This window comes from Streptoverticillium reticulum, assembly GCF_047456005.1.
GTDB classification, from domain to species: Bacteria; Actinomycetota; Actinomycetes; order Streptomycetales; family Streptomycetaceae; genus Streptomyces; species Streptomyces reticulum.
Window position 1 is genome coordinate 1,384,442 of sequence record NZ_CP179755.1, and the last position, 23,187, is coordinate 1,407,628.

Here is a 23,187-nt window from a genome sequence, read left to right on the forward strand (position 1 = left end):
AATGAAGCTGCGCATCCCCGGGCGCCGGCGGCTGCTCGCCGCCGTGAGCGCTGTCGCCGTGCTCGCCGGCATCGGCACCTGGACGGTGGCGGAGGCCGCCGGAGGTGATCCCCCGGTGCACCGGGAGGACCGGTTCCTGTCCATGCCGGGGGCACGGGTCGACACCTCCTTCTTCACCTCCGGCACCACGGACCACCGCCGTCCCGCCGTACTCCTCGCGCACGGCTTCGGCGGCAGCAAGGACGACATGCGCGGCGAGGCCGAGCAGCTGGCCCGGTCCGGCTACGCGGTGCTGACCTGGTCCGCGCGCGGCTTCGGGCACTCGGGCGGGCGCATCGGCCTCAACGACCCGGAGCACGAGGTCGCCGACGTGAGCCGCCTGATCGACTGGCTCGCGAAGCGGCCGGAGGTCGAACTGGACGCGCCGGGCGACCCCAGGGTCGGCATCGCGGGCGCCTCGTACGGCGGCGCCGTCTCCCTGCTCGCCGCCGGGTACGACAAGCGCGTCGACGCCATCGCCCCGCAGATCACCTACTGGAACCTGGCCGATTCGCTCTTCCCGGACGACGTCTTCAAGAAGCTCTGGGCAGGCATCTTCTTCACGACCGGATCGAGCAGCTCACTCGGCTCCACCCGCGCAGGGAGTGCCGCCCGCACCCCCGCGTCCGGCCCGCCGGTACAGGCCGGCTGCGGCCGGTTCGAGCCGGAGCTGTGCGCGATGTACGAGCGCGTGGCCGTCGCCGGCCGGCCGGACGCGGCGGCGCGCGAACTGCTGGAGCGGCGCAGCCCGTCCGCCGTCGCCGACCGCATCAAGGTGCCCACGCTCCTCGTCCAGGGCCAGAGCGACTCGCTCTTCCCCCTCGGCCAGTCCGACGCCGCGGCCACGGCCGTGCGCCGCAACGGCGCGCCCGTGTCCGTCGACTGGATCGCCGGCGGGCACGACGCCGGCATGACGGAGAACGACCGGATCGAGCAGCGCACGCGCGCGTGGTTCGACCGCTACCTCAAGGGCGACGAGAGCACCGACACCGGCCCGGCCTTCCGGGTCAGCCGGACCGGCGGCATCGACACCACCGACGGCAAGGCCCGGCTGCGCGGCGCGAGCAGCAACCGCTACCCCGGGCTGCGCAACGACCCCCGCACGGTGCCGCTGACCGGCCGCGAGCAGTCCTTCGGCAACCCGGCCGGGGCGGCCCCGCCCGCGGTCTCCGCCGTGCCGGGCCTGGGTGCGGTCTCCCAGCTGTCGGGGCTGGGGCTCGGGATGTCCCTGGACTTCCCCGGCCAGTACGCCCGTTTCGACTCCGCGCGGCTGGACGAGAGCATCCACGTGACCGGCTCGCCGACCGCGAAGGTGAAGGTGGCCTCCGGCACCGGGGAGGCCGTCCTCTTCGCCAAGGTCTACGACGTCGGGCCGGACGGGCAGCAGCAATTGCCCGGGCAGCTCGTCTCCCCCGTGCGGATCGGTGACGCCAAGGACGGCAGGACCGTCGAACTGCGGCTGCCGGCCGTGGACCACACCTTCGAGGCGGGGCACCGGATGCGGCTGGTGCTCTCCTCAACGGACCTGGCATACGCCTCGCCCGTGCAACCCGCCGCCTACACCGTCTCCTTGGCGGGCGACGGCCTGAGCGTTCCGGACGCACCCGAGGTGCGGACCGCCTCGGCAGCCCTGCCGTGGTGGACGTGGGGGCTGCCGCTCGGCGGCGTGGCCGTCGCGGCGGGCGTGCTGCTGGCCGGACGCCGCCGCGACGCCGCGCCCGCGCCCGATCCGGCGCTGGCCGAAGTGCCGCTGCAGATCACGGCTTTGAGCAAACGGTACGCCAAGTCCGCCGACCGGTACGCGGTGCGCGACCTGTCGTTCCGCGTCGAGCGGGGGCAGGTGCTCGGCCTGCTCGGCCCCAACGGTGCGGGCAAGACCACCACGCTGCGCATGCTCATGGGCCTGATCCGCCCCGACGGCGGCGAGATCCATGTCTTCGGGCACGCGATCCGGCCGGGCGCGCCCGTGCTGTCCCGGGTCGGCGCGTTCGTGGAGGGCGCGGGCTTCCTGCCGCACCTGTCCGGCCGGGCCAACCTCGACCTGTACTGGCGGGCCACCGGCCGCCCGGCCGAGGACGCCCACGTGGACGAGGCCCTGGAGATCGCCGGTCTCGGCGGTGCGCTGGAGCGCGCCGTGCGCACGTACTCGCAGGGCATGCGGCAGCGGCTGGCCATCGCCCAGGCCATGCTGGGGCTGCCGGACCTGCTCATCCTGGACGAGCCGACGAACGGCCTCGACCCGCCGCAGATCCGGGAGATGCGCGAGGTGATGATCCGGTACGCGGCAGCCGGGCGCACCGTCATCGTCTCCAGCCATCTCCTGGCCGAGGTCGAGCAGTCCTGCACGCATCTCGTCGTGATGGACCGCGGGCAGCTGGTCACCGCGGGCCCGGTCGCGGAGATCACCGGCTCCGGCGACACGCTGCTGGTCGGCGTCGAGGGCGAACTGTCCGATGCGGCCGTGGAGAAGGTGGCCGCACTGCCGGGCGTCGCCTCGGCCGTGCGCGACGGCGGCGGCGAGGGGCTGCTGGTGCGGCTCGACGGCGCACGGGCGCCGGAACTGCTGGTGGAACTCGTCCGGCTGGAGATCCCGGTGGCGAGCATCGGGCCGCACCGGCGGCTGGAGGACGCGTTCCTGACCCTGATCGGAGGCTCCTCATGAGCATCGCACCGCCACCGACACCGCCGGTTGCCGCGCCCGGTTACCGGGCGCGGCACACGCTCCCCCTCCGGGTGGAGGCGGCACGGCAGTTGCGGCGGCGCCGCACGCTGGTGATCGGGGGCATCCTGGCGGTGCTGCCGTTCGTCCTGATCGCGGCCTTCGCGATCGGCGGCCAGCCGGCCGGACGCGACGGGCGGGTCACGCTGATGGACACCGCCACGGCGTCCGGGGTGAACTTCGCCGTGACGTGCCTGTTCGTTTCGGCGGGCTTCCTGCTCGTGGTGCCGGTGGCACTGTTCTGCGGCGACACGGTGGCATCGGAGGCGAGCTGGTCGTCGCTGCGGTACCTGCTGGCCGCCCCGGTGCCGCGGGGTCGGCTGCTGGTGAGCAAGCTGACCGTGGCGCTGGCGTTCAGCGCGGCCGCGATGGTGCTCCTGCCGCTGGTCGCGCTGGCGGCCGGAACGGCCGCGTACGGGTGGGGCCCGCTGCGGATCCCCACCGGGGGCGCGCTGGATGCCGGAACGGCGACGTGGCGGCTGGCCGCCGCCGTGGCGTTCGTCTTCGCGAGCCAACTGGTCACGGCCGGGCTGGCGTTCTGGCTCTCGACGGTCACGGACGCGCCCCTGGGCGCCGTGGGCGGGGCGATGGGCCTGACGATCGTCGGCAACGTCCTGGACGCGGTGACCGCACTGGGCCATTGGCGGGAGCTGCTGCCGGCGCACTGGCAGTTCGCCTGGGCGGACCTGCTGCAGCCGCACGCGGAGTGGGGCGGGGTGGTGAAGGGGGTTGCCTTGTCGGCAACTTATGGGGTGGTTCTGGTTGCCCTTGCCTTTCGGCACTTCCGTGCCAAGGATGTCGTGTCCTGAGGGTGGGCCCTGAGACGTTGCCCCGCCCCGTAAGGGGCGCGGGGAACTGCGCGCTCAGCCACGACGCGCCCGCAGATGACGTGCTGCCCCCCCGGGTTGGTGCGTCGGTGGCTGGTCGCGCCCACGCGGCGGAGCCGCATATGTCAACAGCCCCGCGCCCCTTACGGGGCGGCCGCCCCGTACACCGGCCCCGCCGGCCTGGCCCCCGCCAAGAGCCGACGCGCAGCGTCCCCCGCCTCCGTCGGGGTCCAGCGGCCGTCCTTCGTCGCCGTGGGGCCCCGGTGCCAGCCCTCCATCGCCGTGATGCGGCCGCCCTCCGCCTCGAAGACCTGGCCCGTGATCCCCGCCGAGGCGGGCGACCCCAGCCACACCACCAGCGGCGAGACGTCCTCCGGCGTCGACACCAGCGTCTCCCCGAACGTCCCCTCCGTCATCCGCGTCCGCGCCGCGGGCGCAACGGCGTTGGCCCGTACCCCGTAGCGGGCCAGTTCGGCCGCGGCCACCAGGGTCAGCGCCACGATGCCCGCCTTCGCGGCGGCGTAGTTGGCCTGGCCCACGCTGCCCAGCAGCCCCGCGCCCGACGTGGTGTTGACGATGCTCGCCCGCACCGCCCGCCCCGCCCTGGTCTCGGCGCGCCAGTGTGCCGCCGCGCAACGCAGCGGCAGGAAGTGTCCCTTGAGGTGCACGCGGACGACCGCGTCCCAGTCGTCCTCGTCGAGGTTGACGAGCATGCGGTCCCGCAGGAACCCCGCGTTGTTGACCAGGACGTCCAGGCGGCCGAAGGTCTCCAGGGCCGTGGCGACGAGCGATGCCGCGCCCTCGCCCGTCGTCACGTCCCCGGCGTGGGCCACGGCCTCGCCGCCCCGTTCCCGGATCTCGCGTACGGCCTCCTGTGCAGGCCCCTCGGAACTGCCCTCGCCCGCAAGGCCCGTTCCGAGGTCGTTCACGACCACCCTTGCCCCCTCCGCCGCGAGTGCCCGTGCGTGCGCCAGGCCCAGGCCCCGGCCGGCGCCGGTGACCACCGCCACCTGCCCGGTGCAGATTCCGGTCATCTCGTCTCCTCAGCTCGCCTGTTGACGTTCGCGGCGTCGAGAAAGGCCGGCCGCTCTCCCCCGCCGTGGACGAGCAGGCTCGCGCCGGTGATGTAGGCGGCCCGGTCGGATGCCAGGAAGACGGCCGCCTCGCCCACCTCGTCGGGCTCGGCCAGCCGGCCCGCCGGGACGGTGCGGGCGACGGCGGCGATGCCGTCCTCCTCGCCGTAGTGCAGGTGGGCCGACTCCGTGCGCACCATGCCGAGCACCAGGGTGTTGACGCGCACCGCCGGGGCCCACTCCACCGCCATGGTGCGGGCGAGGTGTTCCAGTCCGGCCTTGGCGGCGCCGTAGGCGGCGCTGCCGGGCGAGGGGCGGGTGCCGCTGACGCTGCCGATCATCACCACCGAGCCGCCGGTGGGCTGTTCCCGCAGAATGCGGTGGGCGGCCAGCGAAACGGTCAGCGGTGCCACGAGGTTGAGCTCGACGATGCGGGCGTGTGCGGCGGCGCCCGCCTCCCCGAGCGGTCTGAACGGCGTTCCGCCGGCGTTGTTCACCACGACGTCCACGCGGCCCGACGCCTCGGCGATCCGCTCGAACATCGCCTCCACGGCTTCCGGTTGACGAACGTCGACCGGAATGAAGCGTGCCGTCCGGCCCGCCGCCGCCACCGGTTCCGCCGGAGGCCGGCGCGCGCAGACGACCACCTCCGCCCCCGCGCGCAGGAACGCGCGGGCGATGCCCGCACCCACTCCCCGCGTCCCGCCCGTGACGACGGCGACGCGACCCTCCAGGCCGCACGCTCTGCCCACTCGGCGCCTCCCGCTGCAGGCGGTCCGCTGGTACCGTCACCACGATACCTAACAAACGTTTGGTGGAAAGGCAGCCGATGGGCATCTCCACCGCACGTCCCGAACCGGGCATCGCCGTCGTCACCGTGGACTTCCCGCCGGTCAACGCCCTTCCCGTGCAGGGCTGGTACGACCTGGCCGACACCGTCCGCCGCACGGGCACCGACCTGCGCGTCCGCTGCATCGTCCTCGCCGCCACCGGGCGCGGCTTCAACGCGGGGGTGGACCTCAAGGAGGTGCAGCGCACCCCCGGCCACCGGGCGCTGATCGGCGTCAACCGCGCCTGTGCGGCCGCGTTCTCCGCCGTCTACGACTGCGAGGTGCCCGTCGTCGCCGCGGTGCACGGCCACTGCCTGGGCGGCGGGATCGGGCTCGTCGGCAACGCCGACGCCGTCGTCGCATCGGACGACGCCGTCTTCGGGCTGCCCGAGCTGGACCGGGGCGCGCTCGGCGCCGCCACCCACCTCGCCCGGCTCGTCCCGCAGCACCTGATGCGCACTCTCTTCTACACCGCGCGCACCGTCAGCGCGCAGGAGCTGCACCGGCACGGCTCCGTGTGGCAGGTCGTACCGAGGGACGAACTACACGCAACAGCACTGCAGTTGGCGCGCGACATCGCCGCCAAGGACGGCTCGCTGCTGCGCCTGGCCAAGGCCGCGCTCAACGGCATCGACCCCGTCGACGTCCACCGCAGCTACCGCTACGAGCAGGGCTTCACCTTCGAGGCCGCCCTCGACGGGGTAGCCGACCGCCTCCGCGGAACGTTCCTCTCCGGCAAGGACGACAAGGAACAACAGTCATGACGGGCGACAAACGCATGACGGCGGACGAGGCCGTCTCCCGGCTGGCGAGCGGCATGACGATCGGCATCGGCGGCTGGGGTTCGCGGCGCAAACCGATGGCCCTCGTCCGGGCCCTCCTGCGCTCCGATCTCACCGATCTCACCATCGTCTCCTACGGCGGCCCGGACGTGGGCCTGCTGGCCGCCGCCGGGAAGGCCCGCAGACTCGTCGCGGCCTTCGCCACGCTGGACTCCATCCCGCTCGAACCGCACTTCCGCACCGCCCGGCAGAGCGGCACGCTGGAACTGACGGAGCTGGACGAGGCGATGGTGATGTGGGGGCTGACGGCCGCCGCGCACCGGCTGCCGTTCATGCCGGTGCGGGCCGGGCTCGGCTCGGACGTGATGCGGGTCAACCCCGGGCTGCGGACCGTCACCTCGCCGTATGCGGACGGCGAGGAGCTCGTCGCCGTGCCCGCCCTCGCCCTGGACGCGGCGCTGGTGCACCTCAACCGGGCGGACGCCCTCGGCAACGCCCAGTACCTGGGACCGGACCCGTACTTCGACGACCTGTTCTGCGAGGCCGCGCGGGAGGCGTACGTCTCCTGCGAACGCATCGTCGAGAGCGCCGAGTTCACCGCCGACGGCACGGCCCCGCAGACGCTGCTGGTGCAGCGGCACTGCGTCACCGGGGTCATAGAGGCCCCGGGCGGTGCGCACTTCACCTCCTGTGCGCCGGACTACGGGCGCGACGAGGCGTTCCAGGCGGCCTACGCCAAGGCCGCGGCCGACCCGGCGGCCTGGCGCGAGTTCGCCGGCCGCTTCCTGTCGGGCGACGAGGACGCCTATCGGGCCGCGGTCGCGGAGTACGCCGGGGAGGGCGCGTGAGCGGCGGCGCGAGCAGGGCCGAAGTGTGCGTCGTGGCCTGCGCGGAGGCCTGGCGCGGGGACGGGGAGATCCTGGCGAGCCCGATGGGACCGGTGCCCGCGATCGGCGCCCGGCTGGCGCGGCTCACCTTCTCCCCCGGTCTGCTGCTCACCGACGGCGAGGCGCTGCTGACCGCCGAGGACCCGGCGGCCGGGGACGGCGCCCGCGTCGTCGAGGGGTGGCTGCCGTACCGGCGGCACCTCGCCCTGGTCACGGGCGGGCGGCGGCACGTCATGATGGGCGCGAGCCAGCTGGACCGGCACGGGAACCAGAACATCTCCTGCATCGGCGACTGGCGGCGCCCCGACCGCCAGCTGCTCGGGGTGCGCGGCGCGCCCGTCAACACCCTCAACCATCCGGTCAGTTACTGGATCCCGCGGCACTCGCCCCGGGTCCTGGTCGAGCGGGTCGACATGGTCTGCGGCGTCGGTCACGACCGGGCGGCCGCCGCCGGACCGGCCGCGTCCCGCTTCCACCGCCTGCGCCGGGTGGTCACCGACCTGGCCGTGCTGGACTTCGAGACCCCGGACCGCACCCTGCGCGTCCGTTCCCTCCACCCGGGGGTCACCGCGAGGGACGTGCAGGCCGCCACCGGTTTCCCGCTCGACGTCCCCGAGGACGTGCCGGTCACCCGGCTGCCGACGGACGCCGAACTCCGCCTGATCCGCGAGGTCCTCGACCCCGCGGGGCTGCGCGACCGCGAGGTGCGGCCGTGACCGCCCCCGAACTGCCGACCGCCCTGACCCGGCTCGTGGGGGTGCGGCACCCGGTGGTGCAGACCGGCATGGGGTGGGTCGCGGGCCCCCGGCTGGTCTCGGCGGTGGCCGCGGCCGGGGCGCTGGGCATCCTGGGCTCGGCGACCATGACGCCGGACGGGCTCAGGGCGGCCGTCCGCGAGGTGAAGGCCCGTACGCGGGAGCCCTTCGGGGTCAACCTCCGTGCGGACGCGGGCGATGCGGCGGAGCGCGTGGGCATCATCGTCGACGAGGGCGTGCGCGTCGCCTCGTTCGCGCTCGCGCCCTCCCACGAGCTGGTGGCCCGGCTCAAGGACGCCGGGGTCGTCGTCATCCCGTCCGTCGGCGCCCGGCGGCACGCCGAGAAGGTGGCGGCCTGGGGAGCCGACGCGGTGATCGTGCAGGGTGCGGAGGGCGGCGGGCACACCGGGGACGTGGCGACGAACGTGCTGCTGCCGCAGGTGGTCGACGCCGTGGACATCCCGGTCGTCGCGGCCGGCGGTTTCCACGACGGCCGCGGCCTCGTCGCGGCGCTCGCGTACGGCGCGGCGGGCATCGCCATGGGCACGCGGTTCCTGCTGACGGCCGACAGCACGGTCCCGGCGCCGGTCAAGGCCGCGTATCTCGGCGCGTCCGTACGGGATGTGACGGTCACGTCCAAGGTCGACGGGCTCCCGCACCGGATGCTGCGCACCCCCTTCGTCACGGAACTGGAGCGCTCGGGCGCGGCCGCCGTGCTGCTGCGGGCCGTGCGGCACGCCGCGTCCTTCCGCCGGCTCTCCGGGCTGGGCTGGGCGGACCTGGTGCGCGACGGCCTGGCCGTCAGACACGGCAAGGCCCTGGGCTGGGCACAGGTGCTGCTCGCCGCGAACACGCCGATGCTGCTGAAGGCCGCCATGGTCGACGGCCGGACGGACCTCGGGGTGATGGCCGCCGGCCAGGTCGCCGGGGTGATCGACGACCTGCCCCCGGTCGCAACCCTGGTCGAACGGATCATGGCGCAGGCGCAGGCGACTCTGCGAGGCTTGCCCGAGCCGGGATGAGCCGGCACGGACGGAGGCGGTCATGACGGACCTCACTGGCATGGATGCGGCGCGTACGCTCTGGAAGTTGACCGAACCCGTGCACGCGGTCACCTACTTCGCACCCGAGGCGCTGGACGCCTTCCGGGAGGCGGGGCTGCGGGGCTGGCGGCGCGGCTACTTCGCGGGCCGGGCCGCACCGTTGGGCCCCGTCGGCCCGGAGCCGGTGACGGCCGCCTTCTTCAACTTCGCGCCGTCCATGGTGGCGCGGGCCCTCCCCGAGGTGTGGGGGATCACCCCGCCCGAACAGGCCCTGGAACTGCGCCTGACGGGCGCCCGGGCCACGCTGCGACGGCTGCTGGCCGGCCAGGAGAAGGAGGCGGAGCGGGCGGCGGAACTGCTGGGTGCGTGCGTGGCCGGGCTCGACTGCGCCGGCCGGGTGCTGGCCGCCGCGAACGCGGCGCTCGGCCTGCCGGAGGAGCCGCTGGACCGGCTGTGGCAGGCGGCGACCGTGCTGCGGGAGCACCGCGGGGACGGGCACGTGGCGGCGCTGGTCGCCGCCGGGCTGGACGGGTGCGAGGTACTGGTGCTGCGCGCGGGGAGCGACCTGCCGCGGTCGGAGCTGCAGCCGTACCGGGGGTGGACGGACGAGGAGTGGGAGGCGGCCGGGTCACGGTTGCGGGAACGGGGGCTGCTGGGGGCCGACGGGCGGGCCACGGACAAGGGCCGCCGCCTGCGCACGGCGGTCGAGGAGGCGACGGACCGGGCGGCGGCGCGGGCCGTTCCGGCTGACGCCGGTGAACTGGCGGACGTATTGGCGCCGTTGGCCGAGGCGTGTGCGGGGGCGCTGCGCTATCCGAACCCGATGGGGCTGGGTAGGTGATCGCGCCCCGTCAGGGGCGCGGGGAACTGCGCGATCAGCCACGACGCGCCTGCAGTCGAGGTTCTCCCCCAGCTACCGCTGGGAGGTGCCCCCAGGGGCTTCGCCCCGGACCCCTGGGGTGGTGCGTCGACTGCGGGCCGGTGGGGGCTGGTCGCGCCCACGCGGCGGAGCCGCAAATCGAGAGGAGCCCCGCGCCCCTTACGGGGCGCTGCCCTCACCGATATTGCGGCCGCCATTCGAAAAGCAGGATGGTCGCGTCGTCCCGCAGCCGATTGCGCTGGTGTTCGAGGATGGCGTGGACGAGCAGCCGCAACACCTCGGCCGGGCGCTGGCCGGCGGCGGAGAAGCGGATGATGAAGTCGGTGAACTGGTCGAGGCCGAACTCCGCTCCGTCCGCGTCGCGCGCCTCCACGACGCCGTCGGTGTAGAGCAGGACGCGGTCGCCCGGTTCCAGTGTCGTCTCGTGGACTTCCCGGGCCGCCGGGGCGAGGTGGCCGACCAGCCCGATCGGTGGCTGCGACGGGCGGTCCAGCGCCCCGTCGAGCACCCGTTCGGCGCGGATCAGCAGCGGCGGCGGGTGACCGCAGTTGACCCAGCGCAGCACCCCGGTGACCGCGTCGAGCCGGCACATCACGCCGGTGCAGAAGTGGTCGGGCAGCCACTGGGCGAGCGCCTGGTCGACGGAGCCGACGACGTCGGCCAGGTCGCCGCCGCCGCGGCGGGCGTTCCGCGCCGCCGCCATGGCGACCGACGTGGTCAGACCGGAGGTCAGGTCGTGGCCCATGGAGTCGAGGATCATAGTGTGCAGCACGTCCTTGACCACCGAGTGGTCGTAGGCGTCGCCGGCGACGTCGTAGGCCGGCTCCAGAACGGCGGTAGAGACGCACCTCCTGCTGCCGATGGTGTGGGGCGGGAGGAAGGCCCGCAGCATCTCGGCGGGCAGCCGCATGGTGGCGGTGCGGGCGAGGCCTGCGAGCCAGTCGCTGTAGGCGCGCTTGGAGGTGATCAGCATCGCGAACAGGTGGGCCAGCATCCGGCTGCGGCGCATCCGTACCCCGTCGAGCGAGGCGGTCCGCACCGCCAGCACGCCCAGCCGCTCCGCACCGTCGATCAGCGGCAGCCAGACGATCATGCCGTCCGCGGTGTCGGCCACCCGCGGGGAGACCGTGCGGTACGCCCAGCCGGCCGACGTGCGGTCCACCTCCAGCGGCTCCAGGATGTCGTCGAGGGGGATGAGCAGTCGTTGTTGCAGGTCCACGAGGTAGATCAGCGCGGAGCTCAGGCCGAGGGCCGTGGCGCACCGGTTCGCCAGGCCGGGCAGTTCGAACGGCAGGGCTGTCTGGGCCTCGACGATCAGCTCTTCCAGCCGATTCTCGTCGACGGCGGCGTCGGGACCGGCGGGCGCGTGCGGTGGGTCCGACACGGGGAATCACCCCTTCCGTGCCCAGTTTCACACCGATTCCGGCCGCTCTCACGTCAGGCGCCGTCCGGCCTGGCCGGCATCACACCCGCTCCAGCACGGTCACGTTCGCCTGCCCGCCCCCCTCGCACATCGTCTGCAGGCCGTAGCGGCCTCCGGTCCGTTCCAGTTCGTGCAGCAGCGTCGTCATCAGCCTGGCTCCCGTCGCGCCCAGCGGATGCCCCAGCGCGATCGCGCCGCCGTTGACGTTGACCCGCCCGGGGTCGGCCCCGGTCTCCCGGAGCCAGGCCAGGACCACGGGTGCGAAGGCCTCGTTGATCTCCACGAGGTCGACGTCGTCCATGGTCAGGCCCGCCTTCTTCAGCCCCCGTGCCGTCGCCGGGATCGGTGCCGTGAGCATCCGGATCGGGTCCTCGCCCCGCACCGACAGGTGGTGGATGCGGGCCCGGGGGGTGAGTCCGTGCTCCCGCACCGCGCGTTCGCTCGCCACGAGCAGGGCGGCCGCGCCGTCCGAGACCTGGGAGGAGACGGCCGCGGTCAGCAGCCCGCCGGGCAGCACCGGTTTCAGGGCGGCCATCTTCTCCAGGGACGTGTCCCGGCGCGGGCCCTCGTCCGCCGCCACGTCCCCGCAGGCCACCGTCTCGCGGGCGAAGCGGCCCTCGTCGAGGGCCCGCACGGCGCGGGCGTGGGAGCGCAGCGCGTACTCCTCCATGGCCTCCCGCGTGATGCCCCACTGCCCGGCGATCGCCTCCGCGCCGTGGAACTGGTCGACGGGCCGGTCGCCGTAGCGCGCCCGCCAGCCCTGCGAGCCGGCGAACGGGCCGCGGTCCAGGCCGAGCGGCTCGGTGGCCCGGCGGGCGGCGTAGCCGATGGGGATCTGCGACATGTTCTGGGTGCCGCCCGCGACGACGAGGTCCTGGGTGCCGGAGAGCACGGCCTGGGCGGCGAAGTGGACGGCCTGCTGGGAGGACCCGCACTGCCGGTCGACGGTGACGCCGGGCACCTCCTCGGGCAGCCCGGCCGCCAGCCAGCTCGTCCGGGCGATGTCGCCCGCCTGCGGCCCGACCGTGTCGACGCAGCCGAAGACGACGTCGTCGACGGCGGCCGGGTCCACGCCCGTCCGTTCCATCAGGGCCTTGAGGACGTGCGCCCCGAGGTCGGCGGGGTGCACGGCGGCGAGGCCCCCGCCCCGCCGCCCGACCGGTGTGCGTACGGCTCCGACGATGAATGCCTCGCTCATGGTGCGCTCCTAAGGTTGCGCGGCCAGACCGTCCAGGACCATCGAGAGGTACTGCCGGGCGATCTCCTCCGGTCCGTGCTCCCCGTCCGGCCGGTACCACGAGGCCGCGACCCACACCGTGTCGCGCAGGAAGCGGTAGGCGAGGCGGGGGTCGAGGTCGGCGCGGAAGACGCCCTCGGCCGCGCCCCGTTGCAGGGTGCCCAGCCAGGCCTGCTCGAACTTCCGCTGGGACGCGGCGAGATAGCCGAAGCGGGGCAGGCCGACGAGGTGCCGCCACTCCTTCTGGTAGACGGCGACGGCGTCCCGGTGCCGGTCGATCTCCCGGAAGGACTCGGCCACGAGGGCCTCCACGGTCTCGCGGGAGCCGAGGCCGGCCGCGAGCACGGCGTCGTACCCGGTCCACAGCTCGTCCAGGAAGGCGGAGAGGATCTCGTCCAGCATCGACTCCTTGGAGTCGAAGTGGTAGTAGAGGCTGCCCGCGAGCATGCCCGCCTCGTCGGCGATGCGCCGGACGGTGGTGGCGCGGTAGCCGTGTTCGGCGAACACCCGGGCCGCGGTCGCGAGCAGTTCGGTCTTCTTGCTGGTCGGCTTGCTGGTCGGCACGGTGTCATTGTCCGTCACGCGCGCTGGCTGCTGACGGCGACGGTCTCGCCGGTCATGTAGGAGGAGTAGCCGCTGGCGAGGAAGACGATCACGTTGGCGACCTCCCAGGGCTCGGCGGACCGGGCGAACGCCTCGCGCGCGGTCAGCTCCGCCAGCAGTTCCGGTCCGGTGACCTTGGCGAGGTGCGGGTGGACGGCGAGGCTGGGGGCGACGGCGTTGACGCGCACCCCGTAGGCCGCGGCCTCGACGGCGGCGCAGCGGGTGAGCGCCATGACGCCGGCCTTGGCGGCGGCGTAGTGGGCCTGGCCGCGCTGGGCGCGCCAGCCCAGGACCGAGGCGTTGTTGACGACGACGCCGCCGCGCCCGGCGGCCCGCATGCGGCGCAGGGCGGCGCGGGTGCAGCGGAAGGTGCCGTGCAGGGTGACGTCGAGGACGGCGTGCCACTGCTCGTCGCTCATGTCCGCGAGGTCGGACGTGCCGCCGAGGCCCGCGTTGTTGACGAGGACGTCGAGGGTGCCGTGGCGTTCCTCGGCGTGGTCGAGGAGGGCGGCGACCTGTTCCTCCTGCGTGACGTCGCAGGGCACTCCGGCCACGTTCTCCGCGCCGAACTGCTCGGCGTAGGCGGCGACTCGGCTGCGCAGCCGGGCCTCGTGGGCGTCGCCGAGCACCACGCGCGCGCCCTCTTCGAGGAAGCGTCTGGCGGTCGCGCCTCCGATGCCGGCGCCGGCGGCTGCGGTGATCACGGCGGTGCGGCCGGACAGCAGGGCGTGGCCCGGGAGATAGGGCGGAGCACTGGAGCGTGACTCCTCGACGCTGCTCATGGCCGCACGGTAACCTACCAAACACTTGTTAGGGAAGGATGGCCATGACCACTGCCCCGACAGTGCGCTACGAACGGCTCGGCCCGGTCGCGACGGTCACCATGAACCGCCCCGAGTACCGCAACGCCCAGAATTCCGCGATGACTTACGCGCTCGACGACGCCTTCTACGAGGCTTCGGCCGACGACGCGGTCAAGGTCGTCGTCCTCGCGGGCGCGGGCGACCACTTCTCCGCGGGCCACGACATCGGCACCCCGGAGCGCGACGCCCATGTGCCGTTCGCACGCCGGGCCGGAATGTGGTGGGACCACACGGACAAGGAGGGCGCCGAGCAGCGGTTCGCCCGGGAGTCGGAGGTCTACCTGGGCATGTGCCGGCGCTGGCGCGAGCTGCCGAAACCGGTGATCGCATCCGTCCAAGGGGCCTGTGTGGCGGGCGGGTTGATGCTGGCGTGGGTGTGCGACGTGATCGTGGCGAGCGAGGATGCGTTCTTCGCCGACCCGGTGGTGCTCATGGGCATTCCCGGCGTCGAGTACTTCGCCCACCCGTGGGTGATGCCGCCGCGGATCGCGAAGGAGTTCCTCTTCACCGGCGACCGGATGGGCGCGCGGCGCGCGTACGAGATCGGGATGGTCAACCACCTCGTCCCGCGGGAGGAACTCGCCGCACAGACACGGGAGTTGGCGGAGCGCATCGCCCGGATGCCGCGCATGGGCCTCGCGCTGGCCAAGCGGGCGGTCAACCAGGCGGAGGACCTGCAGGGGCTGCACGCGGGGCTGGACGCGGTCTTCGGGCTGCACCACCTGGCGCACGCGCACAACGCGGAGACGTCCGCGGACCCGCTGCGCGGCATGGACGCCCGGGCCATGAAAGAGGCGTGATGGACCTCGACTTCAGCGCCGAAGACAACGCCTTCCGCGCCGAGGCGCGGTCCTGGCTCGCCACGCACGTCCCGCGCACCCCGCTCCCCTCGCTGGAGACGGCGGAGGGCTTCGACCGGCACCGCGCGTGGGAGCGGACCCTGTACGAGGGCGGCTGGTCGGCGGTCTCCTGGCCGGAGGCCTACGGCGGGCGGGGCCGTTCACTGCTGGAGTGGCTGGTCTTCGAGGAGGAGTACTACGCGGCGGGCGCCCCCGCACGGGTCTCCCAGAACGGCATCCACCTCCTCGCGCCCACTCTCCTCGCGCACGGCACCGAGGAGCAGCGCGCCCGCGTCCTGCCGCCGATGGCGCGCGGGGAGACGGTCTGGGCCCAGGCGTGGTCCGAGCCGGAGGCGGGCTCGGACCTGGCCTCGCTGCGTTCCGTCGCGCGCCCGTACGCGGGCGGCTGGCTGCTGAGCGGGCACAAGACGTGGTCCTCGCGGGCCGCCTTCGCCGACTGCGCCTTCGGGCTGTTCCGCAGCCATCCGGGGGCCGGGCGGCCGCACCACGGGCTCACGTACGCGATGTTCCCGCTCGGCGCGGAGGGCGTGACCGTGCGGCCCATCGCCCGCCTCGACGGCAGGCCCGCCTTCGCGGAGCTGTTCCTGGACGAGGTCTTCGTGCCGGGCGCGGACGTCGTCGGCGCGCCGGGGGACGGCTGGCGGGTGGCGATGAGCACCGCGGGCAGCGAGCGCGGGCTGACCCTGCGCAGCCCCGGCCGGTTCACGGCGGCCGCCCGGCGGCTGGTGGCGCTGTGGCGCACGGCGGGCGATCCGGGCGACACGGCATTGCGGGACCGGGTCGCGGACGCGGTGATCCGGGCGCGGGCGTACCAGCTGTACGGCTACGGGCGGGCGTCGGAGGACGCGGCCGCCGCCGCGCCGGCGGAGTCCAGCCCCGTCAAGGTCTTCTGGTCGGAGCTGGACCTCGCCCTGCACGAGACGGCGCTGGACCTGCTGGGCCCGGACGGCGAACTCGCGGACACGGACTGGGCGGAGGGCTGGACCTTCGCCCTCGCGGGGCCGATCTACGGCGGGACGAACGAGATCCAGCGCGACATCATCGGCGAGCGGCTGCTGGGGCTGCCGAAGGGACGGCGCGGGTGAGGTTCCTGCCGGATGCGGAGCAGAAGGAGTTCGGGCGCACGCTGGACCGGATGCTCACGGCGTCCGGCACCCCGCCGGCCGTCCGGGCCTGGGCGCGCGGCGCGTACGGGCCGGGGCTGGCGCTGTGGCAACGGGTCGCGGACGCAGGGGTGTTCACCCTGGCGGCGCCGGAGGCGTACGGCGGGGCAGGACTGCTTCCGGTCGAACTGGCGGTGGCCTTCGTGGAGTTGGGGCGGCACTGCGTACCGGGTCCGCTGGCCGAGACGGTGGCGGCCACGGTGCTGCTCGCGCGCCTGGGTGAGGAGGAGCCTGCGCGGGAGTGGGTGCCGCGCGTGTGCGCGGGGCGCGCGCGGGTGACGCTGACCCTGCCGGGCGGGGGTCCGTACGCGCTGGACGCGGAGGCGGCGGACGCGGTGTTCACCGTGACCGGCAGCGGTCTGCTGTCCCTCTCCCCCGGCCACGGCCCGGTGCGGCCCTCGGTCGACCCCGCGCGCCGGCCGGCCCGGCCGTCCGGCGGCGGCACGCTGCTGGCCTCCGGGCCGGCGGTGCGGGCGGCGGCCGCGCTCGCGGCCGACTGGGCGGCCTTCGCAACGGCCGCGCAGGCACTGGGTGTCGGGCTCGCCCTGCTGGACCGGACGGTCGCCCACGCGCGGCGGCGGACCCAGTTCGGCGCACCGATCGGCTCGTTCCAGGCGGTCAAGCACCGGCTGGCGGACACGTTCATCGGGCTGGAGTTCGCCCGGCCGCTGGTGCACGGGGCCGCGGTGGCGCTGGCGTCGGGGTCGCCCACCGCGCGGGCCGAGGTGGCGGCGGCCAAGGCCGCGTCCTGCGACGCGGCCCATACGGCGGCCCGTACGGCGCTGCAGGTGCACGGTGCGATCGGTTACACGGCGGAGTACGACCTGTCGCTGTGGATCGGCAAGGCACGGGCGCTGCGATCGGCGTGGGGCGGCCCGGCGGAGTGCAGGGCCCGCGTCGTGGAGATGATCCCCGAGATATTTTCTAAGTAAAACACCTGCTAATCTCTTGGCATGGCAAAGCCCCCACGTGTCCGGCCACTGCCCCTGCGCGGCCTCCTGCGACTGAACCGGCCCGCGGACATCTGGCCCAAGCCCGCCTTCAGCGCGGCCCTCGCCATGGCGGTGCCCGACCTCGTCCTGCTGGCGCTCGGCCGCCTCGACCTGGCCCTCTACACCGCCGCGGGCGCGCTCTGCGCGCTGTACGGGCACGACCGGCCCTACGCGGCGCGGGCCCGCACGGTGGCGTGGGTGGTGCTGGGCGCGGTGGCCGGCACGGGAGCCGCTCTGACCTGTGCGGCGCTCGTCCCGTCGACGGCGGTGCTGGTCCTGCTCGCGGCGCTGGTAGCGGCGGTGCACAAGGTGCTGTGCGACGCGACGCGCATCGGGCCGCCGGGCAACATCGTGCTGACCTTCGTCACGTCGACCATGTTCTTCGTGCCCCAGCGGATCGGGGACGTCCCCGCGCACCTGGGCCTGGTCCTGGCCGCGGGCGCCTTCGCCTGGCTGGTGTGCATGGCCCCGGCGCCGATACGTCCGCACGGGCCCGAACGCATCGCCGTCGCCCGCGCGTTGGAGGCGGCCGACCGGCTGCTCCGCGCGGAACCGTCCGGCCTCGCCCGGGCCCGGCACGCGACGGCCGCCGCGTCCGGCGCCGCCCGCCGGGCGCTCGCCGGCGCCCCGGCCCACGTCGCCGGGCCGCTGCACCGCCTCGTCCTGCAGGCCGAAGCCGCACTGGCGGGCCACGGGGGCGACGCCGGGCAGCCGGCCGACCGGGCCCGCGCCCTGCGCAAGGGCGAGCCGCTGCCCGAGAGCGCCACACCTCCGCCGCCCCTCGACGCCCCCTCGGGGACGCTCGCCGACCGGCTGCGCCCCGGCTCCCCTCTGCTGCCGGCCGGGGCCCGGGTCGCGGTCGGGGGGACGCTCGCCGGGTGGGCGTCCCTGGCCGTCGGCAGCACCCACCCCTACTGGGCCGTGGTGACCGCCGCGTCCGTCTTCCAGGCCAACACCACGCTGTCCTGGCAGCGGGCCGTGCAGCGCGTCGTCGGCAACCTCCTCGGCCTGGCGCTCTTCACCGCACTGCTGCCCCTCACCCGGTCGGGTGCGGTGGCGATGGTGCTGACCGCCCTCGCCCTCCAGGTGGGCGCCGAGGCGTTCATCTCCCGCAACTACTGGCTGGGCACCCTGTGCGTCACGCCCATGGCGCTGCTGCTCAACGAGTTCGCCGGGAGCAAGCCCGCCGCCCAGCTCATCGGCGACCGCTGGACCGACACCCTCGTCGGCGCCGCGGTCGGGCTGCTCACCTGCGTGCTCGTCACCAACCGGCGCGCGGCGGACCGGACCGAGGCCGCCCTGGCCCGCGCCCGCGAGGCCCGGCACGCGGCCGCCGCGGCTCCCGCGGACCCCGGCCCGCACCGGGACCGGCTCGCCGCCGCGCTCGTCGAGCTGCGGGAGGCGGCGGACGTCGCGGCGGGCGAGTGGTGGCAACGGGCGCTGCCCGACGAGCGGGTGGCGGAGGAAGAGCGCGAGGGCCACCGCACGCTGGCCGCGCTCGCGGGGCGGCTCCCGGCGCGCGCGACGGCGGCGTAGGCGGCGCGCCGCCCCGGTGAACTCCCGCGGAACTCCCGCAGGCCATGCCGCCTTCCGGTGACCCGGTGGCGGGACGGCAGAATCTACCGGGAGATCCCGGGAGACCCGCCGGGAGCACCGACAGGAAAGGATCGGCACTGTGGCAGAGGACATCGTCGCGCGCGTGCTGCGCCAGTGGCAGCAGGTCCACCCCGGGCTGGACACCGCGCCGATGGCCGTGATCGGCAGGCTCAACCGCTGTGCCGCGCTGCTGCAGCAGGCCACGGACGCCCCGCTGGTGCACGAGGGGCTGACGCGCGCGGAGTTCGACATCCTGGGCACCCTGCGGCGCACGGGCCGGGAACTGACCCCGGGCCAGATCGCACGCGAGACCTTCGCCTCGGGGGCCGCGGTCACCAAGCGGCTGCGGGTCCTGGAGGACCGCGCGCTCGTGGCCCGGCGACCCGACGACCGCGACCGCCGGGTCGCCCACCTGTCGCTGACCGACGAGGGCCGGGATCTCATCGACCGGCTCATCCCCCACCAGCTCGGCTACGAGCAGGCCCTGCTGGAGGGGCTGGGCGCCGGCCGCCAGACGGAGCTCGCCGAGACCCTCGCGGAGCTGCTCGTGCTGCTGGAGGGGCGGCTGGGGGGCCTGCAGCCCTGAGGGCCAGAGGGCGTCCGGCGGGTCATGGCAGTCCCGCACCGGGGTCGGGGCGTCTCCCGGCCCACCGGCCGGGAGACGGCGGCCGGCGCCGCTACGGCTTGCGCGCGAGGACCGTGACGGAGTCGAGCAGGTCGAGCTCCTGCCGGATCCGCTCCTGGTCGCTCCACTCCTTGGCGAATTCCCGTGCGGCCTCGGGATGCAGTTCCTTCAGGGCGTCCGGGTCGTCGACCAAGCCCGTCCAGTAGCGGTACCAGCCCTCCCACGTCCGGTCGCGGATCGAGGTCACGTCCGCGTCGGTGAAGCCGGCGTCGAGGAGCTGCCGGGCGTAGGTCTGCCGGTCGTACCAGTTGGCGTCGGGCACACTGAACCTGTACAGACTGAAGCGCGGGGACCTGAAGGTCCCGCGGGGGGTGTCACCGCTCAGCGGGATGGTGTCGACGGCGGCCAGGACACCACCGGGCTTCAGGACGCGTAGCGCCTCCTCGAAGAAGGCGCTGCGGGGATGAAAGTGCAAGGCGGAGTCGAGGGCGACGACGCGGTCGAACACGCCCGCCTCGAAGGGAAGCTCAGTGGCACTGCCGACGCGGAAGTCGGTCCGCTCCTGCAAACCCTCCGACTCGGCCTGCGCGCAGGCGCCTTCGACGTGGCGGGGCGACACTTCCAGTCCGTGGACCTTGTGGATCCGGTTTGCCCGTAACCAGGCCAAGTCCTGTTCCCCATAGCCGAATCCGACGTCGAGGACGATGTGGTCCGGCTCGAAGCCGGCAATGTCGGCGAGCTTCAGGGCGAGGGCCTCACCGGCCCGGTCCGGATCCTCCGTACCGTCCTCCCAATAGCCGATGTTGATGTAGCGGGTGGCCCTGTGCGCGAACTGCTTCTCAGGGTCGGCGAGTTCGTAGAGCCGTCGGACGCGGGTGGCGGGATCGGACGTCGTGACGGCCTGGATGGCCTTGCCGATCGACTGCACTTTCCTCAGCATGACAACCTCTGCCCCTTCGTAGGGATTCAGGGATTCGCGCGGTGACTGGAGGGCGAGGGCACCGACCGTCTCCTCGATCGCCGAGAGGGTCGGCCGCCGCTGTGCGACTGCCCGCCCACATCCAGAACACCGCACTCCGGTTACGGAAATCCCTAGAAGGCATCACGGATCGTATACACCTCCGTGCGCTGCGTCATGCCGGTTCGCACGGCGCCCGAGGATCGGGCACCGGCTACGGCGTCGGTGTCGACATCGGCGGAGTGAAGGTGTCCTTCACCTGACAGGTCTGATCCGGCATGGGCTTGCCGCTCGTGCCGGACAGGTCCACCTTCACGTCTTCCGCGGGCAGATCTCCCGGCACCGCGTTGTGCACTGCCGTGCACACCACCTGCATACGGGCCAGGGGCGTCAGCCGGACGAGATCCGTCGACAGCCGGATCTTCACCTTCCCCTGCCCGGTGCCGATCTCCACCGCCCGTACGTCCCGCGGGAGTTCGGTGTACAGCCCCCGCATCCGCTCCGCGTCGTTGGGCCCCTTCAGCAGGAGCTGCACGGCCTCCTCCGCGGTCACCTCGCCACCCGCGGGCCGGTGGAGAGGGAGGGGAACGCCGCCGGGCTGGCTCGCGAAGTAGAGCACGGCGTCCTCCACCCGGGCGCCGGGGCGTTTCACGCCCGTGGCCGGCAGGCCGACCTCGACGACGTCGGTCGGCTCGATGCCGCAGCCGGCGAGCGTGCCGAGCAGCGCCGCGGACACCGCGGACACGGCCATCGCGCGTCGCATCGTCACGACTCCTCCTCTCCTGTGCGCAGCGGCAGGTCGACGGTGAACACCGCACCTCCCGCAGGTGCGTTGGCGGCCATCACGGTGCCGTGGTGCAGGCGGACGTTCTCCGAGGTGATGGCGAGTCCCAGGCCGCTGCCCTCGGAGCGGACGCGGGCGGCGTCGGCCTTGTAGAAACGGTCGAAGACGTGCGGGAGCACCTCGGGGTCGATGCCCGGTCCCTTGTCCGCGACCTCGATCAGCAGCCGGTCCTCGCCCCGGTCGGGGTGCCGGGCCACGCGCACGGCGACGCTGACGGGCTCCCCGCCGTGCCGCAGGGCGTTGCCGATCAGGTTGGCCACGACGACGTCGATGCGCCGCGGGTCGAGGCGGGCCCGGACGCCCCGGGGCAGGTCGGCGGTGACCTTGTCCTGCCAGCCGCGGGCCTGGACGGTCTTGCGCACGGTCTCGGCCACGTCGACCTCGTCCAGGTGCAGGGCGGCGGCACCGGCGTCGAAGCGGGAGATCTCCATCAGGTCCTCGACCATGCGGGCGAGCTTTCCGGTCTCCTCGCTGATGAGGCGCACGGCGTGGGCGGTGTCGGGGTCGAGCGTGGCGGCGTCCTCGTCGAGGACGTCGACGACGGCGGTCATCGCCGCGAGCGGGGTACGCAGTTCGTGCGAGACGTCGGCGGCGAAGCGCCGGGAGTTGGCCTCCATGCGGCGCAGTTCGGCGACGTTCTCCTCCAGTGCGGCGGCCATGTCGTTGAACGTGCGGGAAAGGTCGGCCAGTTCGTCGCGGCCGGTGACCTTCAGCCGGGTGTCCAGCTCGCCTTCGGTGATCTTCTGGGTGGCGCGGCGCAGTTCGCGGACGGGCCGCAGCACGCCGCGCGCGGCGATCAGGGCGGGCACCACGGACAGGGCCAGGGCCGGGACGGCCCCGGACTGGGCGGCGTTGACGAGGGCGCGCACGTTGGCCTCGTCCTCACGCAGCGGCACCAGCGCGTAGACCTCGAGTCCGGACTTCTCGGAGCTGTCCCGGTAGGTGACGGGCAGGCCGATCACGAGCACGGGGTCGCCGTCGAGCTCGATGCGCTGGAAGGCGGCGACGCCGGCGCCGACCTTGTCGCGCACTCCGGGCGGGAAGCGCGTGTCCATGTCCTTGGCGGTCAAGGCGCTGTCGGGCTGCACACGCCCGCCCTTGTAGCGGGCGTGGACGGACCAGTGCTGCGTCTGTCCGGCGCGCTCCAGGCCCTGGGTGAACTTGATCAGGTCCCCGTTGGACGGCGGGAAGCGGAGGTCGGGCACCTGGGAGGCGACCTGTGAGCGCAGCTGCTGGACGGCGGTGTCCTGGGTGCGCTTGAGGATCGCGTTGCGCGCCTCCTTGAAGGTGAGCGCGGCGGTGATCAGCGCGCTGAGCGCGGCGACCAGCAGGAAGCCCACGACCAGGCGGGCCCGCAGGCCGCGCGCGATGGTGCCCAGGTCGGGCCGGCGCAGGGCGGGGCGGCGCAGGAGCGGTCGTCTCACAGCGGTGCCACGCGTCTCACAGGGGACCGAAGCGGTAGCCGAAGCCGCGCACGGTCTGGATGTACCTGGGCGAGCGCGAGGAGTCCTCGACCTTGTTGCGCAGGCGCATGACGCAGGCGTCCACGAGCCGGGCGTCGCCGTGGTAGCTGTGCTCCCACACGTGCTCCAGCAGCTGCTGGCGGCTGAAGACCCGGCCGGGGGTGGCCGACAGGTAGAGCAGCAGCTTCATCTCGGACGGGGCGAGCGCCAGGTCCTGGCCGTCCTTGCAGACGAGCAGCCCGGCGCGGTCGATGGCCAGGTCCCCGTGGACCTCCGCGGGCCGGCCGGCGGCGGGCTCGGGGGCGCCGCCGTCGCCGGGGGCGGCCCGGCGCAGGACGGCGCGGATGCGGGCCTCCAGGACCTCGCCGCGGGCGGGCTTGACGATGTAGTCGTCGGCGCCGGCCTCCAGGCCGAGGACGACATCGATGTCGTCGCCGCGCGCGGTGAGCATGATGATCGGGATCTGCTGGGTGGTGCGGATCTGGCGGCACACCTCGAAGCCGCTCTTGTCGGGCAGCATCAGGTCCAGCAGGACCAGGTCGGGGCGGAAGGTCTCCAGGGCCGCCAGCCCGGCCCCGCCCGTGGCCGCGGCCTCGACCTCGTGGCCGCGGCGGCGGAGGGTGAGGGTGACCCCTTCCCGTACGGCCCGGTCGTCCTCGATCAGAAGCACGCGTGACATGCGGCCAGTATCCGTCGTGCAATCACACAGATGTGCCCTGGGTCCC

22 protein-coding genes are annotated in these 23,187 nt (G+C 74.0%); 12 read left to right on the forward strand and 10 right to left on the reverse strand.

Annotated features, from left to right (window positions below):
• Nucleotide 1: 1 nt before the first annotated feature.
• Nucleotides 2-2,701, forward strand: coding sequence for an alpha/beta fold hydrolase (locus ACMATS_RS06500; protein WP_414167255.1), 2,700 nt, complete (start codon nucleotides 2-4; stop codon nucleotides 2,699-2,701).
• Complete coding sequence (locus tag ACMATS_RS06505; protein ID WP_414167256.1) at nucleotides 2,698-3,567, forward strand: ABC transporter permease; 870 nt, start codon at nucleotides 2,698-2,700, stop codon at nucleotides 3,565-3,567. Before ACMATS_RS06500 ends, ACMATS_RS06505 begins: the two co-directional genes overlap by 4 nt.
• Nucleotides 3,568-3,728: 161 nt before the next feature.
• On the opposite strand, the gene ACMATS_RS06510 is transcribed toward ACMATS_RS06505, so the two are convergent.
• Both ACMATS_RS06510 and ACMATS_RS06515 read right to left on the reverse strand, forming a co-directional pair.
• Nucleotides 3,729-4,619, reverse strand: coding sequence for an SDR family oxidoreductase (locus ACMATS_RS06510; RefSeq protein ID WP_414167257.1), 891 nt, complete (start codon nucleotides 4,617-4,619; stop codon nucleotides 3,729-3,731).
• Nucleotides 4,616-5,410: an SDR family oxidoreductase gene (locus ACMATS_RS06515; RefSeq protein ID WP_414167258.1), complete on the reverse strand. Its 795-nt coding sequence runs from the start codon at nucleotides 5,408-5,410 to the stop codon at nucleotides 4,616-4,618. The genes ACMATS_RS06510 and ACMATS_RS06515 overlap by 4 nt, the downstream gene beginning before the upstream one ends.
• 77 nt (nucleotides 5,411-5,487) lie before the next feature.
• Between ACMATS_RS06515 and ACMATS_RS06520 the strand changes: the two genes are divergently transcribed.
• Genes ACMATS_RS06520 through ACMATS_RS06540 form a run of 5 tightly spaced genes read left to right on the forward strand, consistent with a single transcriptional unit; the run spans nucleotide 5,488 to nucleotide 9,796 of the window.
• A complete protein-coding gene (locus tag ACMATS_RS06520) occupies nucleotides 5,488-6,252 on the forward strand; it encodes an enoyl-CoA hydratase family protein (protein ID WP_414170665.1) in 765 nt (254 codons plus the stop codon).
• Nucleotides 6,249-7,118, forward strand: coding sequence for a CoA transferase subunit A (locus ACMATS_RS06525; RefSeq protein ID WP_414167259.1), 870 nt, complete (start codon nucleotides 6,249-6,251; stop codon nucleotides 7,116-7,118). Before ACMATS_RS06520 ends, ACMATS_RS06525 begins: the two co-directional genes overlap by 4 nt.
• Nucleotides 7,115-7,873 (forward strand): CoA-transferase subunit beta, encoded by a 759-nt coding sequence (locus tag ACMATS_RS06530; protein WP_414167260.1) that lies wholly within the window; start codon nucleotides 7,115-7,117, stop codon nucleotides 7,871-7,873. Before ACMATS_RS06525 ends, ACMATS_RS06530 begins: the two co-directional genes overlap by 4 nt.
• An 11-nt stretch (nucleotides 7,874-7,884) precedes the next feature.
• On the forward strand, nucleotides 7,885-8,934 hold the full coding sequence (locus tag ACMATS_RS06535) for an NAD(P)H-dependent flavin oxidoreductase (protein WP_390778901.1): 1,050 nt from the start codon (nucleotides 7,885-7,887) through the stop codon (nucleotides 8,932-8,934).
• A 22-nt stretch (nucleotides 8,935-8,956) separates the two neighbouring features.
• A complete protein-coding gene (locus ACMATS_RS06540; protein WP_414167261.1) occupies nucleotides 8,957-9,796 on the forward strand; it encodes an SCO6745 family protein in 840 nt (279 codons plus the stop codon).
• A 214-nt stretch (nucleotides 9,797-10,010) separates the two neighbouring features.
• Here ACMATS_RS06540 and ACMATS_RS06545 read toward each other — a convergent pair whose 3' ends face one another.
• The 4 genes from ACMATS_RS06545 to ACMATS_RS06560 all read right to left on the reverse strand — a co-directional run bounded on the left by ACMATS_RS06545 (nucleotide 10,011) and on the right by ACMATS_RS06560 (nucleotide 13,880).
• Nucleotides 10,011-11,219 (reverse strand): PP2C family protein-serine/threonine phosphatase, encoded by a 1,209-nt coding sequence (locus ACMATS_RS06545; RefSeq protein WP_414167262.1) that lies wholly within the window; start codon nucleotides 11,217-11,219, stop codon nucleotides 10,011-10,013.
• A 79-nt stretch (nucleotides 11,220-11,298) separates the two neighbouring features.
• A complete protein-coding gene (locus ACMATS_RS06550) occupies nucleotides 11,299-12,456 on the reverse strand; it encodes an acetyl-CoA C-acetyltransferase (RefSeq protein WP_414167263.1) in 1,158 nt (385 codons plus the stop codon).
• A 9-nt stretch (nucleotides 12,457-12,465) separates the two neighbouring features.
• Nucleotides 12,466-13,077: a TetR/AcrR family transcriptional regulator gene (locus tag ACMATS_RS06555; RefSeq protein ID WP_414167264.1), complete on the reverse strand. Its 612-nt coding sequence runs from the start codon at nucleotides 13,075-13,077 to the stop codon at nucleotides 12,466-12,468.
• Nucleotides 13,074-13,880, reverse strand: coding sequence for an SDR family oxidoreductase (locus ACMATS_RS06560; RefSeq protein ID WP_390778488.1), 807 nt, complete (start codon nucleotides 13,878-13,880; stop codon nucleotides 13,074-13,076). The genes ACMATS_RS06555 and ACMATS_RS06560 overlap by 4 nt, the downstream gene beginning before the upstream one ends.
• A gap of 44 nt (nucleotides 13,881-13,924) precedes the next feature.
• Here ACMATS_RS06560 and ACMATS_RS06565 point away from each other — a divergent pair, with 44 nt between their 5' ends.
• The 5 genes from ACMATS_RS06565 to ACMATS_RS06585 all read left to right on the forward strand — a co-directional run bounded on the left by ACMATS_RS06565 (nucleotide 13,925) and on the right by ACMATS_RS06585 (nucleotide 19,158).
• Complete coding sequence (locus tag ACMATS_RS06565; protein WP_414167265.1) at nucleotides 13,925-14,761, forward strand: enoyl-CoA hydratase; 837 nt, start codon at nucleotides 13,925-13,927, stop codon at nucleotides 14,759-14,761.
• Nucleotides 14,761-15,906, forward strand: a complete 1,146-nt coding sequence (locus tag ACMATS_RS06570; RefSeq protein ID WP_414167266.1) for an acyl-CoA dehydrogenase family protein — start codon at nucleotides 14,761-14,763, stop codon at nucleotides 15,904-15,906. The genes ACMATS_RS06565 and ACMATS_RS06570 overlap by 1 nt, the downstream gene beginning before the upstream one ends.
• Nucleotides 15,903-16,916, forward strand: a complete 1,014-nt coding sequence (locus ACMATS_RS06575) for an acyl-CoA dehydrogenase family protein (protein WP_414167267.1) — start codon at nucleotides 15,903-15,905, stop codon at nucleotides 16,914-16,916. The genes ACMATS_RS06570 and ACMATS_RS06575 overlap by 4 nt, the downstream gene beginning before the upstream one ends.
• Before the next feature lie 21 nt (nucleotides 16,917-16,937).
• Nucleotides 16,938-18,512, forward strand: a complete 1,575-nt coding sequence (locus tag ACMATS_RS06580) for an FUSC family protein (RefSeq protein WP_414167268.1) — start codon at nucleotides 16,938-16,940, stop codon at nucleotides 18,510-18,512.
• Between the two features lie 139 nt (nucleotides 18,513-18,651).
• Nucleotides 18,652-19,158, forward strand: a complete 507-nt coding sequence (locus tag ACMATS_RS06585) for a MarR family winged helix-turn-helix transcriptional regulator (RefSeq protein WP_391148999.1) — start codon at nucleotides 18,652-18,654, stop codon at nucleotides 19,156-19,158.
• Nucleotides 19,159-19,249: 91 nt separating this feature from the next.
• On the opposite strand, the gene ACMATS_RS06590 is transcribed toward ACMATS_RS06585, so the two are convergent.
• The 4 genes from ACMATS_RS06590 to ACMATS_RS06605 all read right to left on the reverse strand — a co-directional run bounded on the left by ACMATS_RS06590 (nucleotide 19,250) and on the right by ACMATS_RS06605 (nucleotide 23,141).
• Complete coding sequence (locus ACMATS_RS06590) at nucleotides 19,250-20,137, reverse strand: methyltransferase domain-containing protein (protein ID WP_390778482.1); 888 nt, start codon at nucleotides 20,135-20,137, stop codon at nucleotides 19,250-19,252.
• A gap of 232 nt (nucleotides 20,138-20,369) precedes the next feature.
• A complete protein-coding gene (locus ACMATS_RS06595; RefSeq protein WP_390778481.1) occupies nucleotides 20,370-20,924 on the reverse strand; it encodes a GerMN domain-containing protein in 555 nt (184 codons plus the stop codon).
• Nucleotides 20,921-22,423, reverse strand: coding sequence for an ATP-binding protein (locus ACMATS_RS06600; protein WP_391148995.1), 1,503 nt, complete (start codon nucleotides 22,421-22,423; stop codon nucleotides 20,921-20,923). The genes ACMATS_RS06595 and ACMATS_RS06600 overlap by 4 nt, the downstream gene beginning before the upstream one ends.
• A gap of 16 nt (nucleotides 22,424-22,439) precedes the next feature.
• Nucleotides 22,440-23,141: a response regulator gene (locus ACMATS_RS06605; RefSeq protein ID WP_390778479.1), complete on the reverse strand. Its 702-nt coding sequence runs from the start codon at nucleotides 23,139-23,141 to the stop codon at nucleotides 22,440-22,442.
• Nucleotides 23,142-23,187 lie beyond the last annotated feature (46 nt).